At 64.6% G+C, this 14,657-nt stretch carries 19 protein-coding genes and 1 riboswitch; of the genes, 6 read left to right on the plus strand and 13 right to left on the minus strand.

Annotated features, from left to right (window positions below; genetic code table 11):
• Positions 1 to 56: 56 nt before the first annotated feature.
• Positions 57 to 1,202, minus strand: coding sequence for a trans-sulfuration enzyme family protein (locus tag G7077_RS09875; protein WP_166411552.1), 1,146 nt, complete (start codon positions 1,200 to 1,202; stop codon positions 57 to 59).
• Positions 1,199 to 2,242 carry an alpha/beta fold hydrolase gene (locus tag G7077_RS09880; protein WP_166411553.1) on the minus strand — a complete coding sequence of 348 codons (1,044 nt, stop codon included), beginning with the start codon at positions 2,240 to 2,242 and terminating at the stop codon, positions 1,199 to 1,201. Before G7077_RS09880 ends, G7077_RS09875 begins: the two co-directional genes overlap by 4 nt.
• A gap of 10 nt (positions 2,243 to 2,252) precedes the next feature.
• Positions 2,253 to 2,363, minus strand: a riboswitch (SAM-I-IV-variant riboswitch).
• Positions 2,364 to 2,406: 43 nt separating this feature from the next.
• Here G7077_RS09880 and G7077_RS09885 point away from each other — a divergent pair.
• On the plus strand, positions 2,407 to 2,865 hold the full coding sequence (locus G7077_RS09885) for a hypothetical protein (RefSeq protein ID WP_166411554.1): 459 nt from the start codon (positions 2,407 to 2,409) through the stop codon (positions 2,863 to 2,865).
• A gap of 96 nt (positions 2,866 to 2,961) precedes the next feature.
• Positions 2,962 to 5,220: a PAS domain S-box protein gene (locus G7077_RS09890; RefSeq protein ID WP_166411555.1), complete on the plus strand. Its 2,259-nt coding sequence runs from the start codon at positions 2,962 to 2,964 to the stop codon at positions 5,218 to 5,220.
• Here G7077_RS09890 and G7077_RS13905 read toward each other — a convergent pair.
• The gene (locus G7077_RS13905; RefSeq protein ID WP_206367621.1) at positions 5,209 to 5,475 is read right to left on the minus strand and encodes a globin domain-containing protein; all 267 of its coding nucleotides are present in this window, start codon (positions 5,473 to 5,475) and stop codon (positions 5,209 to 5,211) included. The genes G7077_RS09890 and G7077_RS13905 overlap by 12 nt on opposite strands.
• Positions 5,475 to 5,636: a globin family protein gene (locus G7077_RS13910; RefSeq protein WP_206367622.1), complete on the minus strand. Its 162-nt coding sequence runs from the start codon at positions 5,634 to 5,636 to the stop codon at positions 5,475 to 5,477. The genes G7077_RS13905 and G7077_RS13910 overlap by 1 nt, the downstream gene beginning before the upstream one ends.
• 107 nt (positions 5,637 to 5,743) lie before the next feature.
• On the opposite strand from G7077_RS13910, the gene G7077_RS09900 reads away from it, so the two are divergent.
• A complete protein-coding gene (locus G7077_RS09900; protein WP_166411556.1) occupies positions 5,744 to 6,460 on the plus strand; it encodes a response regulator in 717 nt (238 codons plus the stop codon).
• Here the strand turns inward: G7077_RS09900 and G7077_RS09905 are convergent, their stop codons facing one another.
• The 3 genes from G7077_RS09905 to G7077_RS09915 all read right to left on the minus strand — a co-directional run bounded on the left by G7077_RS09905 (position 6,461) and on the right by G7077_RS09915 (position 8,294).
• Positions 6,461 to 7,093, minus strand: coding sequence for a L,D-transpeptidase family protein (locus tag G7077_RS09905; RefSeq protein ID WP_246167142.1), 633 nt, complete (start codon positions 7,091 to 7,093; stop codon positions 6,461 to 6,463).
• A gap of 124 nt (positions 7,094 to 7,217) precedes the next feature.
• Entirely contained in the window at positions 7,218 to 7,835 is a 618-nt protein-coding gene (locus G7077_RS09910; RefSeq protein WP_166411557.1) for a PilZ domain-containing protein, read from the minus strand.
• Positions 7,836 to 8,030: 195 nt separating this feature from the next.
• Positions 8,031 to 8,294 (minus strand): hypothetical protein, encoded by a 264-nt coding sequence (locus G7077_RS09915; RefSeq protein ID WP_166411558.1) that lies wholly within the window; start codon positions 8,292 to 8,294, stop codon positions 8,031 to 8,033.
• 151 nt (positions 8,295 to 8,445) lie between these two features.
• Between G7077_RS09915 and G7077_RS09920 the strand changes: the two genes are divergently transcribed.
• Together G7077_RS09920 and G7077_RS09925 are read left to right on the plus strand one after the other, a co-directional pair.
• Positions 8,446 to 8,583: a hypothetical protein gene (locus G7077_RS09920; RefSeq protein ID WP_166411559.1), complete on the plus strand. Its 138-nt coding sequence runs from the start codon at positions 8,446 to 8,448 to the stop codon at positions 8,581 to 8,583.
• A 3-nt stretch (positions 8,584 to 8,586) separates the two neighbouring features.
• Entirely contained in the window at positions 8,587 to 9,570 is a 984-nt protein-coding gene (locus G7077_RS09925; protein WP_246167143.1) for a 2-hydroxyacid dehydrogenase, read from the plus strand.
• 230 nt (positions 9,571 to 9,800) lie between these two features.
• On the opposite strand, the gene acs is transcribed toward G7077_RS09925, so the two are convergent.
• The 6 genes from acs to G7077_RS09955 form a co-directional block, all read right to left on the minus strand.
• The gene (gene acs, locus G7077_RS09930; RefSeq protein WP_166411560.1) at positions 9,801 to 11,723 is read right to left on the minus strand and encodes an acetate--CoA ligase; all 1,923 of its coding nucleotides are present in this window, start codon (positions 11,721 to 11,723) and stop codon (positions 9,801 to 9,803) included.
• Positions 11,720 to 12,562 (minus strand): HpcH/HpaI aldolase/citrate lyase family protein, encoded by an 843-nt coding sequence (locus G7077_RS09935; protein ID WP_166411561.1) that lies wholly within the window; start codon positions 12,560 to 12,562, stop codon positions 11,720 to 11,722. Before G7077_RS09935 ends, acs begins: the two co-directional genes overlap by 4 nt.
• Complete coding sequence (locus G7077_RS09940; RefSeq protein WP_166411562.1) at positions 12,559 to 13,011, minus strand: MaoC family dehydratase; 453 nt, start codon at positions 13,009 to 13,011, stop codon at positions 12,559 to 12,561. Before G7077_RS09940 ends, G7077_RS09935 begins: the two co-directional genes overlap by 4 nt.
• A 44-nt stretch (positions 13,012 to 13,055) precedes the next feature.
• Positions 13,056 to 13,316 (minus strand): hypothetical protein, encoded by a 261-nt coding sequence (locus G7077_RS09945; protein WP_166411563.1) that lies wholly within the window; start codon positions 13,314 to 13,316, stop codon positions 13,056 to 13,058.
• Positions 13,313 to 13,474 carry a hypothetical protein gene (locus G7077_RS09950; RefSeq protein WP_166411564.1) on the minus strand — a complete coding sequence of 54 codons (162 nt, stop codon included), beginning with the start codon at positions 13,472 to 13,474 and terminating at the stop codon, positions 13,313 to 13,315. The genes G7077_RS09945 and G7077_RS09950 overlap by 4 nt, the downstream gene beginning before the upstream one ends.
• Before the next feature lie 80 nt (positions 13,475 to 13,554).
• On the minus strand, positions 13,555 to 14,034 hold the full coding sequence (locus tag G7077_RS09955) for a winged helix-turn-helix transcriptional regulator (protein WP_166411565.1): 480 nt from the start codon (positions 14,032 to 14,034) through the stop codon (positions 13,555 to 13,557).
• A 51-nt stretch (positions 14,035 to 14,085) separates the two neighbouring features.
• Here G7077_RS09955 and G7077_RS09960 point away from each other — a divergent pair, with 51 nt between their 5' ends.
• Positions 14,086 to 14,631 (plus strand): FMN-dependent NADH-azoreductase, encoded by a 546-nt coding sequence (locus G7077_RS09960; RefSeq protein WP_166411566.1) that lies wholly within the window; start codon positions 14,086 to 14,088, stop codon positions 14,629 to 14,631.
• Positions 14,632 to 14,657: the final 26 nt, after the last annotated feature.

Consider the following 14,657-nt stretch of genomic DNA (forward strand, 5'->3'; position numbering starts at 1 on the left):
GGTGCGGAGCGACGCGGTTGCGGAAAAAGCGGTGGCGAGTGTCATCGGCTGCATCCTTAGAGCGCAGCGAACCCGCGTGACAAGTCCCCAATTAGGTCGTCGGCATCTTCGAGGCCGACGGACATGCGAATGAGGTCGGGCGTGATGCCTGCTTCCGCCTGCGCTTCGGGCGGCATTCCGCGATGGGTCATGCTCGCCGGCGTACACACCAAGGTTGCGAAGCCGCCGAGCGACGAAGCAAGCGTGATCAGCTCCGGCGCCTTCGCGAACAGTGCGACGCTGCCGTTCACGCGGAAACTGACCATGAAGCCAGGCCCGGACTGCTGCGCCTCGACCAGAGCCCGTTGGGGGAAGCTCTCCAGTCCTGGATAATGCACCGCTGCCACCTGCGGGTGGCCTTCGAGCCATTGCGCCAGCTTGAGCGCCGTTTCCTCCTGCCGCGCGACCCGCAACGGAAGCGTCCGCATTCCCCTCAGGGTCTGCCAACTGTCGTACGCCGATCCGCTAAGCCCCGCAGCGTTTGCCCACCAGGCGATCTGCTCGGCAAGCCCGTCGTCGTTGCTGATCAGCGCGCCGCCGAACAGGTCGTTGTGGCCGTTGATCGCCTTGGTCGTCGAATGAAGCACCAGGTCGGCGCCGAGCTTGAGCGGCTGCTGGCGGCATGGCGTCAGCAATGTGTTATCGCAGATCGTCAGCGCGCCCACCGATTTCGCCTGAGCGCAGCGCTGGGCGATCGGCACCAGCCGAAGCAGGGGATTGCTGGGCGATTCCAGCCACACCAGCCGCACGTCCTGCTGCAGCGCCATGGCGAACATGTCGTCGTCATTCTGGTCGACGAACAGGGGGCGAACGAGCCCCTTGCGCTCCAGCCCCTGCAGCAACCGGTACGTGCCGCCATAGCAATCGTGCGGCGCCAGCACCGTCGCGCCCGGCTCCAGCTGCAGCAGCGCGAGCAGGGCCGCGGACTGTCCGGAATTGGTCACCGCACAATGCTTGCCGCCTTCCAGCTCCGCAATCGCCCGGGCCAGCAGATCGCGGTTCGGGCTTACCGTTCGCGAATAATCATAGTCCGGCTTGTCCTCTGGCCCGTCCCATTCGAACGTGTCCGACGCCCACAGGGGCGGAGCCACGCCGCGGTAGGTCGGATCGTCCGTCACCCCCGCCGAGGCGACAATGGTGCCGTGCCCCTCCGGCTTGCTCACCGGCCTTCATCCAGGAATTCACGGATATAGGCGCCGATCCGTTCCGGCTCCTTCAGGAAACTGTCGTGGCCGAAGATCGACTGGATGACCCGGAAACGGGTCTTGCCGCCAAGCTGCGCCGCGAGCCTCGAAATCTGCTCCAGCGGCACGACCTGATCCTCGGTCGCCGCGATTACAAGCGCATCGTTGAGAATTGCCGACGGATCCACCTTGTGCCGGTCGATCGATGCCGACAGGCTGAGGAACCGCTCCGGGCTCATCACGTCCAGGAACGCCCGTCCGCGCGCACTGAGATAGCCCCACGGTTCCGACCCTGAGAGCGGATCCCCGTTCGCAATCCCGCCCGGGAAGCGCGCCCCGAATTCCCGCGGAGTGCGGTAGGTCGTCATCGCCATCGCTCTCGCGATGCTCAGCGCCTGCTCGGCGTTGCCGGTCGAGCGTCCAAGTGCGACCACCTGACGCTGCAAGCTGCGTTGCGCCGTAGCCATCGCATGCGGCTCTGCGGCCGCGCCGAAGATCACCAGCTTGGATTGAGGCCGGTACCTTTCGGCATAGGCGAGGCAGACCATGCCGCCGTAGCTGGCGCCGATCAGCGCATAGGGATCGCCCTCCCCGATTACGGCGAGCGCATCGCGGATGATCGCCGCCTGATCGAAGGTCGTGGGCGCGAAGTCTCCGCTCGCATCGGCGACGAAGTCGATGCCGAGCACGCGAAATTCGCCATGCCCGACCGGACCTTCCGGACCGAAGATCGACGACCACCAGCCCGAACGCCCGTCTTCGTTGGCGCAGGCGTGACGGTTACCGGAGATGCCGCCCAGCACCACCAGCAGCGGCGCGCCTTCCGGTCCGATCAGCGCCGCCTTCGTGCGATCGGGGAGCCGCTCCCGCGCCTCACCCTCAAGGCTCACCAGCGGTACGTCGAAGGTGGTCGGCTTGATACAGGGCACGGGCAAAGGCTCGGCTTCGTCCGCCGCCAGTTTCCCCGCATCGACATTCGTCTCGTACACGTCGCCCACCTTCACCTCTGGCGAAGTCACGATGCTGCCTGGAAGCCCGCTTGGTTGCCGCTCCGGCCGCATCGCTTCTTCAGAAAAGAAACCGCCACCTTGCCCGGGAAGGCAGGTTGGCGTGGGCGTTCGCCCACTCTTGATGCTGGTGCCCGGATATCGCGAGGTGGCGCCAAAAGCAATAACGGCGGCTTGTGCCGCCGGCGGCTAGCGGTCACACCGGCGTCATGAATGCCTTCCTCCAGCTGCTGGCGTCCGTCATCCTGTTCGTTCTTTGCGCGGTGATTCACGGAACCGGGCTGGTTCTGACGACCAAGGCATTCAAAGCCGAGGAACGAGAGCTGAAGCGGCAGAAGCTGCTTACCCGGGAGTTCGGGACCATGGTTCCGATGGCCTTGTGCCTGTTCCTGATGCACCTTGCCGAAGTGATGCTGTTCGCCTGCTTTTATTGGGCGATCGGCGCGCGAGGCAGCTTCGACGACAGCCTTTTCCACTCCGCGGCTGCCTACACGACGCTCGGAATCCCAGACAATGCTCAGGACGACTGGCGTCTGATCGGCGCTCTGGAGGGGCTGACGGGTTTCCTGCTGATTGGTTGGTCGGCCGCCATCTTCGTGACCGACATGGAACGGGTCCTTCGCAAGCGATTCTGACGGGGCGTTCGCCGATTTTTGCTGCGATTGTCGAGCTTTGAACGTTGAGACCGCCGCAAGCTCTGCTAATAAGGCAGTGGGGATCGGGGGTTATCAATGCCGTATAACAGGGACGCAATCCTTGCGTCTGTCTTTGCGACATCGTTGGACAGCATCATCATCGTGGATGCGGATGGGATCGTCGCGGAATTCAATCCGGCGGCCGAGCGGACGTTCGGCTACACTCGCGATCAGGCCGTCGGTGCCGACGTTGCCGATCTCATCATCCCGCCTCAAATGCGCGACGCCCATAATGCAGGATTTTCCCGCTATCTGGCCGGAGCCCCCTCCAAGGTCGTCGGCCAGCGGGTCGAGGTCGATGCCGTCCGCTCGGATGGCAGCCTGTTTCCGATCGAGATCGCGGTTACCGAGATAGCCGGCGGTGGCGAGAAAAGGCTGTTCATCGCTTCGATTCGCGACCTGACGGAACAGCGCGCCACCCAGGCCGCCTTGCGCAACAGCGAAGCCCAGCTGACCGCCTTCCTCGATCATGCGCCGGCGTCCATGTACCTCAAGAACATGGACGATCGCTACGTCGTCGTGAACCGCTTCACCTCCGACCGGTTCGGTTTGAAGACCAGCGAAATGGTGGGCAAGCATCCGACCGAAATCCTCGACGCGGCGGCCGCGGCGGAGGCGTTGGACGTGGCGTCCAAAATCAAGGTTAGCGGGCAGTCCGTCACCACCGAGAGCACGTTCCACACGCCCAACGGCACGCTGTCGGCGCTCGCAATCCGCTTTCCGGTGCGCGATCATCAGGGCGACATTCAATATATCGGCGGGGTCATTCTCGACACGACCGAACGGACCGAGGCCGAACGCAAGCTTCGGGATAGCGAGGCGCGGCTGAAAGGCCTGCTCGATCACGCGCCGCTCACCATGTACCTCAAGGATCGCGGCGGGCGCTTCCGCGTCGTGAACAAGTTCATGGCTGCGCAGCTCGGCAAGACCCCGGAGGAGATCCAGGGGCTGAGGCCGGCCGACGTCCTCACCCCGGAGTCGGCGGCCGAGGCTGCCGAGATCGACCGCTGGATCATCGCCAATCGCCGCCCGCACGTGCGCGAAAGCGAGTTCATGGCGGTGGATGGCAAGAAGGTGGCGGTTACCGTCCGCTTCCCCGTCTTCGACGAGCATGGCGCGATCATCTACATCGGGGGCGTCTTCCTCGACCTGACCGATGAAAAGCGCGCGCAGGAAGAACTCGCCCGCTCCCGCGAGGCGCTGGCGCAAAGCGAAAAGCTGACCGCGCTCGGTTCCTTGCTCGCGGGCGTGAGCCACGAGCTCAACAACCCGCTTGCGGTCGTGGTGGGCGAAGCCATTCTGCTGGAAGAGGATGCGGAAGGAACCGAGTTCGCCTCGACCGCGATGCGGATCCGCAAGTCGGCCGAGCGCTGCTCGCGGATCGTGCAGACCTTCCTTGCCATGGCGCGCCAGAAACCGCCGGAGCGCGTATCGCTGAACGTCGCCGCCATCTGCAAGGCGGCGGTCGAGCTGACCGACTATGGAATGCGCAGCAACGGCATCAAGGTTCGCGCGGAGTTCGACGAGGGCCTTCCCCATGTCGCCGCCGACAGCGATCAACTCCACCAGGTGATCGTCAACCTGCTCGTCAACGCGCAGCAGGCGCTCCAGGAGTGTGAGCCGCCCCGCGAGATCCGCATTTCAACCAGCCACAACATCGCGGAAAACCGCGTCTGCATCGAGATCGCGGACAATGGTCCGGGTATCCCGGCCGAGATCGCCAAGCGCATCTTCGAACCGTTCTTCACGACCAAGCCGCAGGGGTCGGGGACCGGGCTCGGCCTGTCGTTCAGCCACGGCGTCGTCGAGGCGCACGGGGGCACGCTGTCGCTCAAGGAAGGGGAGGGCGGCGCCGCCTTCCTGATCCAGCTTCCGATCAGCGTTCCCGAGGCGCAGAAGAAACAGGAAGCTCGACCCGTTCAGTCGGCGGCGGCCGGATCGGCACTGATTGCCGACGACGAGCCGGAGCTTGCCGATGCGCTTGCGCGCTTCCTGGCGCGCGAAGGTTATGAGACCGTGGTGGTGAACAGCGGTCGGGAGGCGATCGCCAAGGCGGAGCAGGAGCGGTTCGACGTCATCCTGTCGGACCTTCGCATGCCGGACGTCGACGGCCCCGCCTTCCACCGCTGGTTGGCGGAGCATCGGCCGGAGCAGGCGCAGCGCCTCGGCTTCGTCACCGGCGACACGCTGGGCCCCGCGGCGGTGCGCTTCCTCGATGAAGCCAAACGACCCTATATCGAGAAGCCGTTCAACCGCGAAAGCGTTCGGCGGCTGCTGGCGGAGCTACGCCGCTAGGAACTCGCGGTCCTTGGTGGCACCGATCATCCGCGTGCTGAGGATGGTGTAGGCTTCACGCCAGGCTTCCTCAGTCTCCGGCGTGAAGGTTGCGCCAAGACCGCCGCGAAGGGTCATGATCAGCGCCTGGCCGACCACGGCATAATGATCGTCCTCGACCCCATAGGTCACATGCCGGCGCGCCATGTCGTCGATGGACGGCAGCAGCGGCTCAAGGTTCTCCAGCGAGCGAACGACCACTGTGAGCACTTGCATCAGCTTCTTCCCTGGTCCGTAAGGTCGGCGGGGAACATCGGCCGGACTGCCGGAGCAAGCGAGAAGACATTGTCGTAAAAGGCGCGCGCAACCGAGTCCCGGTGGGGCACGATCATGGCGAAACTGTCTTGAATCAATTGGATGGCACGAGGAGTCATCACGGTTGTTCCTGTGAGAATTTCATCCGCGGAGCAGTGACGAGGGGCTGTCAGGCAGGCGTGTCGCGCGCTAAACAAAGTTGTTTCAATTGTTTCAGCGGGGGCTGGGCGTGGGGGAAAGTGCGCATATCGCGGTGGTGGACGACGAGCCGGATATCCGCGGGCTTGTGCAGAACTACCTGACGCGTCACGGCTTTGCAGTCAGTCAGGCGGAGGGCGGCGCGGCTCTTCGGGCCTTGATGGCCGAGCGCCCGGTCGACCTCGTCATCCTCGACGTCAACATGCCGGAGCAGGATGGGGTCAGCATCGCCCGCGAGCTTCGCGCCGCCGGCCGCGTCGGCATCATCATGCTGACGGCGAACAGCGACAGCGTCGACAAAGTTGTGGGGCTGGAGGTCGGTGCCGACGATTATGTCACCAAGCCGTTCGATCCCAGGGAATTGCTTGCGCGCGTCCGGAGCGTGCTTCGCCGCGCCGCGACGCCCGAGGCACCGGCAGCGACCTTGGGCCGGGAAGTGGTGGTGGGAGAGGTCCGGCTGAACCTGGATAGCCGCAAGATGTTTGCGGCGGACGGGTCGGAGATGCCGCTGACGGCAATGGAGTTCGATTTGCTCCGGACCTTCGTCGAGCATCCCAATCGCGTGCTGACGCGCGACCAGTTGTTGGATCTGGCGCACAGCAAGGAGCCGGACGTGTTCGACCGTTCGGTCGACACGCGCATTGTTCGGCTTCGGCAAAAGGTGGAAAAAGACCCGCGCCGGCCGCAGGCGCTCAAGACCGTGCGGGGCGCGGGTTATATGTTCGTGCCTGCCAGGACCGGCCTCTGATCACAGGGTGATCGTCACGGGCGTTCCGCGCCGGGTGACCTTGAACAGGTCGGCAGCAAATTTCGCTGGAAGGCGGACACAGCCGTGGCTTGCCGGGTGACCGGGGATACGGCCGGCGTGAAGCGCAACACCGTCGTTGGTCAGCCGCTGCATGTGCGGCATCGGCGCATTGTCATACTTGCTGGAAAAGTGGACGGCGCGCTTCTCCGTGATCGGAAAGGTGCCGGTCGGGGTGCGATGGCCGGGCTTGCCGGTCGAGACCGTCGACACGGCGACCAAGGTCTCGCCACGGTACACATAGGCGCGCTGGTCGGAGATGCTGACGGTCACCCCCACCGGGCCCTCGATGCCGGCAGCGCCTTCGCGCCAGACGAAATCGCCGGGCTTCAGGCCCTTGTCGGCGATTTCCGCGGCGAAGGGATCGGCTGCAACCACCGGTTCGGCCGGTGTCACGGGCTCGGCATCCGGTGCAGCAGCAACCGGCACCGCTGCGACTAGCGCCGGCTGCTCAGGCGTTTCCAGCGTGGCGGCGAAGACCGGCGCGGCAACCGCGACCGCCATGGTTGCGCAGCACAAAGAAGCGAAGAAGATCGCTGCCTGGCGCATGGCCGGCAGCCCCGAAGTGTTTTCCATTTGTCGTCCCCTGTTTTTTGATCGAGGCGGCGCCTCTCATGGGGAGCGAATTGGACGAGTCCTGTTGCACGCGATTGTCGTGCACGGACCCAAGTTGTTGCAATTGTTGCAGCGCAGCAGCGGGCTACTGAAGGCCCTTCTTCATCATCTCGCGAATCCATGGGACGAGCGAGGTCCAGCTCAGCTCTTCGAACAATTCAATACCGGCGAGGTCGTCCTTGCGCCACACCACCTCGCCAGCAGGAACGGCAAGGCCTTCAATCGCGATCGTCAAAAAGGTGTCCGCATCCGGCAGTCCCACGCCCTGCACCTGCAACCCCTTGGCGGAAATATTGCGGAGCGTTGCAGGCTCCCAGTGACCTGCCCAGCGCAGGTGCACGGGACAGCGGATCTCGACCCGTGGCATGGTCCGGCGCTCGGCCGGTTGAGCGATCAGCGATCGGTTGATCAGCGCCAGCAAGTCCACCGGCTGCTTGAACGCAAGGCCTGCCTCGCCACCGCGCACCCATTCCACCGTTGCGGCTGGACGCTGGCCGGTGCCGAGTTCGACCGAGACGCTGGCGCCAGGCGCCGTCTTCAACGATCCGCGGACCGTCGCGCCCCGCGCCGAGATCTTGCGGAAGACACAGTCGTGGCGCCTGGAGGAATCGTAAATGGCGCCGCTGTCGAAGGGGCCCAGCGCCTCGCGCGGCGGCACATCGTCCGGCCACGGAAGCCGGTCGCCGACGATGAAGGTGGTCACCGAAGCTGCTGCAGCCATTACCTGTCCCGAGCGTGTCGGCACGGGAATGCGCCCCTACAAGCTAATAAGTGGTGAACTCAGGAGGCGGCAAAGAAAAAGGGCGCCGGCAGGGGAAAACCGCGGCGCCCTTCCTCGCGGGCTCAAGCCGTCTGCGTGCGGACGGCCGGCCCGAAGTAATCGATTGCCCTAAGGCAATTACATCGCGTTGACGGCGTTGGCGTCACCATCGCGAACAGCGTCGGCAGCGTTGGCGCCGGCGTCCTCAACGGCATCCGCCTGATTTTCCAGCGCATCTTCCGCATTCTCGGTCGTCGCGTTGTCGGCGGCTTCCTCGAGATTGTCGGCGGTCGCTTCGGCATTCGCCTCGATGTTGTCGGCGGCTTGCTCGGTCGGGCTGCTGTTGCAGGCGGCGAGACCGACGAGGCCGGTGGCGATCACAAGAGCGGTTTTGATCTTCATGAGAAACTCCCTGTTTGCAGCCTGTTCGGCTCTGCAGCGTCCAATACGCCTGACGCATGTTACTGTTCCGTGCGCGCAATGAAAGGGACAACTTAGATTAGCCCGTCAACGTTTGCGTCCCCGGCCGTCCCCGTTAGAGATGGGGACGGAGATGATCAGGCGAATACTCTGCAAGCTGGGCTGGCATAGCGAGGACCGGGCGTTCATCGGCAAGCGCAAGTCGGGTCGCGTTGCCTATCGCTATTATTGCAACGCTTGCGCGCGCGAGTTCACGACGAGCCGCCGCTGACCATTGACCGACCTGCGGCCCGAAATCCTGGCGATCGCGCCGATGCTTCCTTCGCTGATGGCGAAATTGCAGGAAAGCTTTACGGTTCATTGCTTGTGGCAGCAGGCCGATCCTACAGGTTTCCTCGCCGACATCGGACCTCGGATCCGCGGCGTCACGAGCAGCTTCGCTGGACCGGTGCCAGGCGGGTTGCTCGAGCAGTTCCCGAACCTTGAGATCATCGCCAGCTTCGGCGTCGGCTATGACAATGTCGATGCCGCTGCCGCTGCCGCACGGGGCGTGGTCGTCACCAACACGCCCGGCGTGCTCGACGACGAGGTGGCGGACCTTACGCTCGGCCTGTTGTTGGCGACGCTTCGGCGAATTCCGCAAGCCGACCGCTTCGTGCGGACGGGCCAGTGGATCGAAGGCGCCTTTCCATTGTCGCCGAGCTTGCGCGGACGACGGGTGGGGATCGTCGGAATGGGCAATATCGGCCGTGCGATCGCGCAGCGGTTGGCCGGTTTCGACGTGGAGATCGCCTATCATGCGCGCTCGGCCAAGCCGGACCTGACGCTACCCTACCACTCCAGCGTGGTGGCGCTGGCACAAGCGAGCGATGTCCTGATCGCCATTGTTCCAGGCGGTGAGGAGACTCGGCACCTTATCGGTGCCGAGGTCCTGAAGGCGCTTGGGCCTGATGGCGTGCTGATCAACGTTGCGCGCGGCAGCGTGGTCGACGAACAGGCGCTGATCACGGCACTTCAGTCGGGCACCATCCTTGCCGCCGGGCTCGACGTCTACGACGATGAACCGAACGTTCCGCGGGCACTGATCGACATGCCCAATGTCGTACTTCTGCCCCATGTGGGATCGGCATCGGCGCGGACACGTGATGCGATGGGTCAGTTGGTTGTCGACAATCTCGTTGGCTGGTTCGGCCAGGGCTCTGTGCTGACCCCGGTTCCGGAAAGCGAACCTCTGCTGGGCCGCGGCGTTACGCGATAGGGGCGCCCTGAGCGCTTGCGACGGCCTTCATCAAGCCGACAATCACGACGCACAATCCGCTGACCGCGGTGGTGTGGACGATGAGGCAGAGTTCTGCGCGCATGAAGCGAGTAAGCATTACTTGAATTCCCGAAAGCTGGTGGCTGGAAAGCCGATGCCCGGGAACTAGAGTTGCTTTGTCGTTCGGTTGTGCCGGAGGCGAAACCTTATTGTGTCAATTGTGTCGGCGCTTACTGCCGTCCGGCAAGCAGTGCATCGACCACGGACGGATCGGCGAGGGTGGACGTGTCGCCAAAGCCGCTCGTTTCGCCTTCCGCAATCTTGCGCAGGATCCGGCGCATGATCTTGCCCGACCGGGTCTTGGGCAGCGCGGGCGTGAACTGGATCTTCTCGGGCGCCGCGAGCGCGCCGATGTCCTTGCGCACCTCCTGGTTCAATTCCCTGCGCAGCGCATCGTCGCCTTCTTCACCGGCGTTCAGCGTCACATAGGCGTAAATGGCCTGCCCCTTGATCTCGTGCGGCATGCCGACCACCGCCGCTTCGGCGACCTTTGGATGTGCGACCAATGCACTTTCCACCTCGGCAGTGCCGATGCGGTGTCCGGAAACGTTGATCACGTCGTCGACCCGGCCGGTAATCCAGTAATATCCGTCCTCGTCGCGGCGGCAGCCATCGCCGGTGAAGTAGAGCCTCTTGTACGTCGAGAAATAGGTCTGGAAGAAGCGGTCGTGATCGCCCCAGACGGTGCGCATCTGTCCGGGCCAGGACGCGGCGATGCAGAGGTTGCCGGACGTGGCGCCGTCCAACTCCTTGCCCTCCGCGTCGACCAGCAACGGCTGGATGCCGGGAAGTGGCCTGGTCGCCGAACCGGGCTTCATGTCGGTCGCGCCCGGAAAGGGGGCGATGAGGATGCCGCCGGTCTCGGTCTGCCACCAAGTGTCGGTCACCGGGCAGCGGCGGTCCCCGACCACGCGCCAATACCAGTCCCAAGCTTCCGGGTTGATCGGCTCGCCGACCGTGCCGAGCAGGCGCAAGCTCTTGCGGGAATGGCGGGTCACCCAATCGTCGCCCTCACGCATCAGCGCGCGGATGGCGGTGGGCGCGGTGTAGAAGATGGTGACTCCCAGGCGGTCGATCGTCTCCCAGAAACGGCCGAAGTCAGGGTAGTTGGGAACCCCGTCGAACATGACGGTCGTCGCGCCCATCGCCAGGGGACCATAGACGACATAGGTGTGCCCGGTGATCCAGCCGACGTCGGCGGTGCACCAGTAGATGTCGTCTTCGCCGGCGCCGAAGATCCAGTCGAAGGTGGTTGCCGCCCAGGTCGCATAGCCGCCGGTCGTGTGAACCACGCCCTTCGGCTTTCCGGTCGAGCCGGACGTGTAGAGGATGAACAGCGGGTCTTCCGCGTCCATAACTTCGGGCGCGCAGTCAGTGGCGAGGCTGCCGCGTACCGCCGAATAGCTGACGTCGCGGCCGTCCTTCATCGCCACGTCCGCGCCCGTGCGGCTGACGACGATCACAGTGGCAACGTCGCGCTTCTCCAGCGCCTTGTCGACGTTGGCTTTTAGCGGGATGACCTTGCCGCCCCGCACGCCCTCGTCGGCGGTTATGACGCAGGTGGCGTCGCAATCCTCAATGCGCCCCGCCAAGCTGTCGGGGGAGAAGCCGCCGAACACGACCGAATGAATGGCGCCGATCCGCGCGCAGGCGAGCATAGCAGCGGCCGCCTCCGGGATCATCGGCATGTAGATCATCACCCGGTCGCCGCGCGCAACTCCGCGTTGCTTGAGCAGGTTGGCGAAGCGGCAGGTCTCTTCGTACAGCTCGCGATAGGTGAGCGTGCGGCCCTGACCCGGCTCGTCGGCCTCAAAAATGATCGCCGTCCGGTCGCCGCGCTCGGCCAGTTGGCGGTCGAGGCAGTTGACGGAGAGGTTGAGCTGCCCGTCGGCATACCAGCGGATGTGGAAGTCGGCCTGATCGTAGGAATAGTCACCGGCCTGTGCGGGGAATCGAGTCCAGTCGAGCCGTCGCGCCTGGTCGAGCCAAAAGGCTTCGGGATCGCGCGCAGCCTGCTCGTGCAATATTGCGAGCTCGGCTGGGCCGGTCCTGGCGCCAAAATCTTGCGGGACGGGGTGCACGGTGTCGCTCATTTGACGCTCTTCAGCTTGGCGCGGTCCAATATGCTTTGCGCCTGGAGGAGGTGGGGCCGGTCGACCATCTTGCCGCCGACGCTCAGCACGCCTGCGTCCGGAGCCCGTGCGAACGCATCGATGACGGCGCGGGCCTCGGCAAGCTCCTGAGGCGAGGGGGTGAAAGCGGCATTGATGACCGGCACCTGATCGGGGTGGATGGCGAGCTTGCCGGTGAAGCCGTCGCCGCGCGCGGCCGCCGCTTCCGCCTGCAAGCCGTCGAGATCGCGAAAGTCGGCGTAGATGCCGTCGACCGGCTGAACGCCCGCTGCAACGGCGCCGGCGAGACACAGCGTTCTGGCCAGCTGAAAGGTAAAGGTCAGCACACCATTCTCGTCGGTCTTCGACGACGCGCCGAGCGCCGCGGACAGATCCTCCGCCCCCCAACTCATCGCCGCGAGCGTCGAGCCGGGCACGCGGTAGGACAGCAGGCCGAAAAGACTGGCCGGGGTCTCGGTGACGATCGCATGGATGGGGATATTCCCGGTGCGATGCGCGAGCTGGGTGACGTCGGCTCCGCTTTCCGCCTTGGGGAGGACGATCCCGGCCACATCGGCAACGCCCAAGACCTCGAGATCGTCCTTGTGATACTCGCTGGTGAGCGGGTTGACCCGGACCCACCACTCCGGCCCGCCCGCACGCTTCGGCAGGCCCCGCAGCATTTCGCGCGCAGCCGCCTTGCGACCTGGCGCAACGCTATCCTCCAGATCGAAGATCAAGGCATCCGCATCGCTATCGATCGCCTTGGCGATCTTCTTCTCGCTGTCGGCCGGGACGAACAGCCAGCTGCGGTGGGTCATGCGGGCTTCTTGGCGAGCAAGGCGGTGCGGGTGCAGCGCGCGACCAGCTCATCGCGCTGGTTGAAGCTTCGGTGCGTGAAGGTGACGACCCCGGCGGTCGGCCGGGACGTGCTGTCGCGAAGTGCGGTCACTTCCGTTTCCGTGCGGAGCGTATCGCCGACGAACACGGGCGCGGGGAAGGTGACCTGGTCGTAGCCGAGGTTGGCGACCAAGGTGCCGAGCGTCGTATCCTCGACGCTTACCCCGATCATCAGCCCGAAGGTGAAGACGGAATTGACCAGCGGCTTGCCGAACTCGCTTGCGGCGGCGGCTTCGTGGTCGAGGTGGAGCGGCTGCGGATTGTGGGTGAGGGTGGAGATGAGGACATTGTCCGTCTCCGTCACCGTGCGCCGGATCGCATGGGCGATGCGGTCGCCGACCTGCCACTCATCGAAGAAGCGTCCGGGCATGTCGCCTCCCTAGGCAGCGCCGACCGGCTTGCCAAGCGTTCAGCCTAGCCGAGGCTTCGGCGAGTCAGTCGCGCCTTGAGGTCGCCCATCCCGATCAGCTCCACAGCCTCCTCGCGCCGGCTGGAGCGGATGACAGTGGCGATGTGGCCAAGCATCTGGCCGGCGATGTCCACCGTCTGCAGCGCCGTTTCGTGCCGCATGACGACGGCGGGGTCGCTGCACAGGTCATCACCCATCGCATCGAGCATTCGCCGGGCGTAATCGAGCTCCTGCCCGAGCCGCAGAAGCAGCGGGTCGTCGGTCATCGGCGGCGGCGGGGCGGCAAGGCCGGCTTGGCGGCAGGCGCGGGCACTGGGTCGGCGCGGTATCGGGCAATGATCCGGTCGCAGCGTTCCTGTGCGCTGGCGGCGGATTGGACCTCGGTCTTCAGGTGCGAGGGCGCACCATAATAGTCTTTGCGCAAGATCCGCGGCCTTTCCATGGCTGCGAGTTTAGGGCGCCACCGTAAACAAAGGATTTTAAAGCCGAATTGGATGAATCTGGTTAATCGTCCGTTTGGCTTGAGGCGTCGAACCGCTCTTGCGCGGCGCGGATGCACTCGATGTGTTCGGCCGCCCACGCGCCAAGAGCACGCACCGGACCGCGAAGCGAAGTGCCCAATTCCGTCAGCTCATAATCGACCCGCGGTGGGATCGTCGGAGTGACGTGGCGGCTGATGAGGCCGTCCCGCTCCAGCCCGCGCAGGGATAGGGTAAGCATGCGCTGTGAAATGCCGTCGATCTCCCGCTTCAGCTCGGAGAAACGCCGGGGCCCATAGCCCAGCGCCATGACGATCTGCATACTCCACTTGTCGCCGACCCGGTTGAGAACGGGCGTGATGCGCGTGCAGGCGTGACTGACGAAGCGGTCCTGCGCGACCGGCTCCTGGTGGGGCTTGGGAGTCACATCTTCGGAGGGCACGGCCCCCGAGGTCACATCAATGTGCCCGAGGGACAAATTTGTGCTGTCTTGAAGGCGGTCCATAGGTGGTTACTTAGACGTCCTCGGTAACAAATCAATACCAAGGATAAACCAATGACCATCCTCAAGATCGACAGCAGCATCACCGGCGAGAATAGCGTCAGCCGTCAGCTCACTGCCCGCATCGTCGACCAGCTTCGCGGCGCCGGTTCGGACGTGATCGAGCGCGATTTGGTGGAGCAGCCGCTGGACCATCTGACGCTGGACGCCTTTGCCGACAGCAGCATCCTCGACGAGTTTCTCGCGGCGGACACGATCGTGATCGGCGCGCCGATGTATAATTTCACCCTGCCAAGCCAGCTGAAGGCCTGGCTCGACCGCATTCTCGTCGCGGGCAAGACGTTTCGCTACACCGAAGCGGGGCCCGAAGGACTCGCGGGTAACAAGCGCGTGATCGTCGCTCTGTCACGCGGCGGATTTTACGCTGCAGGCTCGCCGGCCTCGGCGCTCGAGCATCTCGAAACCTACCTGACCGGCGTATTCGGCTTTATCGGCATCGTCCCCGAGTTCGTCCATGCCGATGGGATTGCAGTTGGGCCTGAAGCGCGCGAAGCTGGGATTGCGAACGGGCTGCAGGAAATCGAGCGGCTCGCCGCCTGACGCGTTCACGCCTCAACTGGGGGACA

The organism is Sphingomonas piscis, from assembly GCF_011300455.1.
GTDB classification, from domain to species: domain Bacteria; phylum Pseudomonadota; class Alphaproteobacteria; order Sphingomonadales; family Sphingomonadaceae; genus Sphingomicrobium; species Sphingomicrobium piscis.

Excerpts from the sequence above, each read along its gene's own strand:
- G7077_RS09915 (WP_166411558.1), bottom strand. The coding sequence starts at position 8,294 with ATGAAGATCAAAACCGCTCTTGTGATCGCCACCGGCCTCGTCGGTCTC.
- G7077_RS13905 (WP_206367621.1), bottom strand. The coding sequence starts at position 5,475 with ATGCAAGTGCTCACAGTGGTCGTTCGCTCGCTGGAGAACCTTGAGCCG.
- G7077_RS09940 (WP_166411562.1), bottom strand. The coding sequence starts at position 13,011 with ATGCCCGGACGCTTCTTCGATGAGTGGCAGGTCGGCGACCGCATCGCC.
- G7077_RS09905 (WP_246167142.1), bottom strand. The coding sequence starts at position 7,093 with ATGGAAAACACTTCGGGGCTGCCGGCCATGCGCCAGGCAGCGATCTTC.
- G7077_RS09945 (WP_166411563.1), bottom strand. The coding sequence starts at position 13,316 with ATGACCGACGACCCGCTGCTTCTGCGGCTCGGGCAGGAGCTCGATTAC.
- G7077_RS09955 (WP_166411565.1), bottom strand. The coding sequence starts at position 14,034 with ATGGACCGCCTTCAAGACAGCACAAATTTGTCCCTCGGGCACATTGAT.
- G7077_RS09890 (WP_166411555.1), top strand. The coding sequence starts at position 2,962 with ATGCCGTATAACAGGGACGCAATCCTTGCGTCTGTCTTTGCGACATCG.
- G7077_RS09920 (WP_166411559.1), top strand. The coding sequence starts at position 8,446 with ATGATCAGGCGAATACTCTGCAAGCTGGGCTGGCATAGCGAGGACCGG.
- G7077_RS09960 (WP_166411566.1), top strand. The coding sequence starts at position 14,086 with ATGACCATCCTCAAGATCGACAGCAGCATCACCGGCGAGAATAGCGTC.
- acs (WP_166411560.1), bottom strand. The coding sequence starts at position 11,723 with ATGAGCGACACCGTGCACCCCGTCCCGCAAGATTTTGGCGCCAGGACC.
- G7077_RS09935 (WP_166411561.1), bottom strand. The coding sequence starts at position 12,562 with ATGACCCACCGCAGCTGGCTGTTCGTCCCGGCCGACAGCGAGAAGAAG.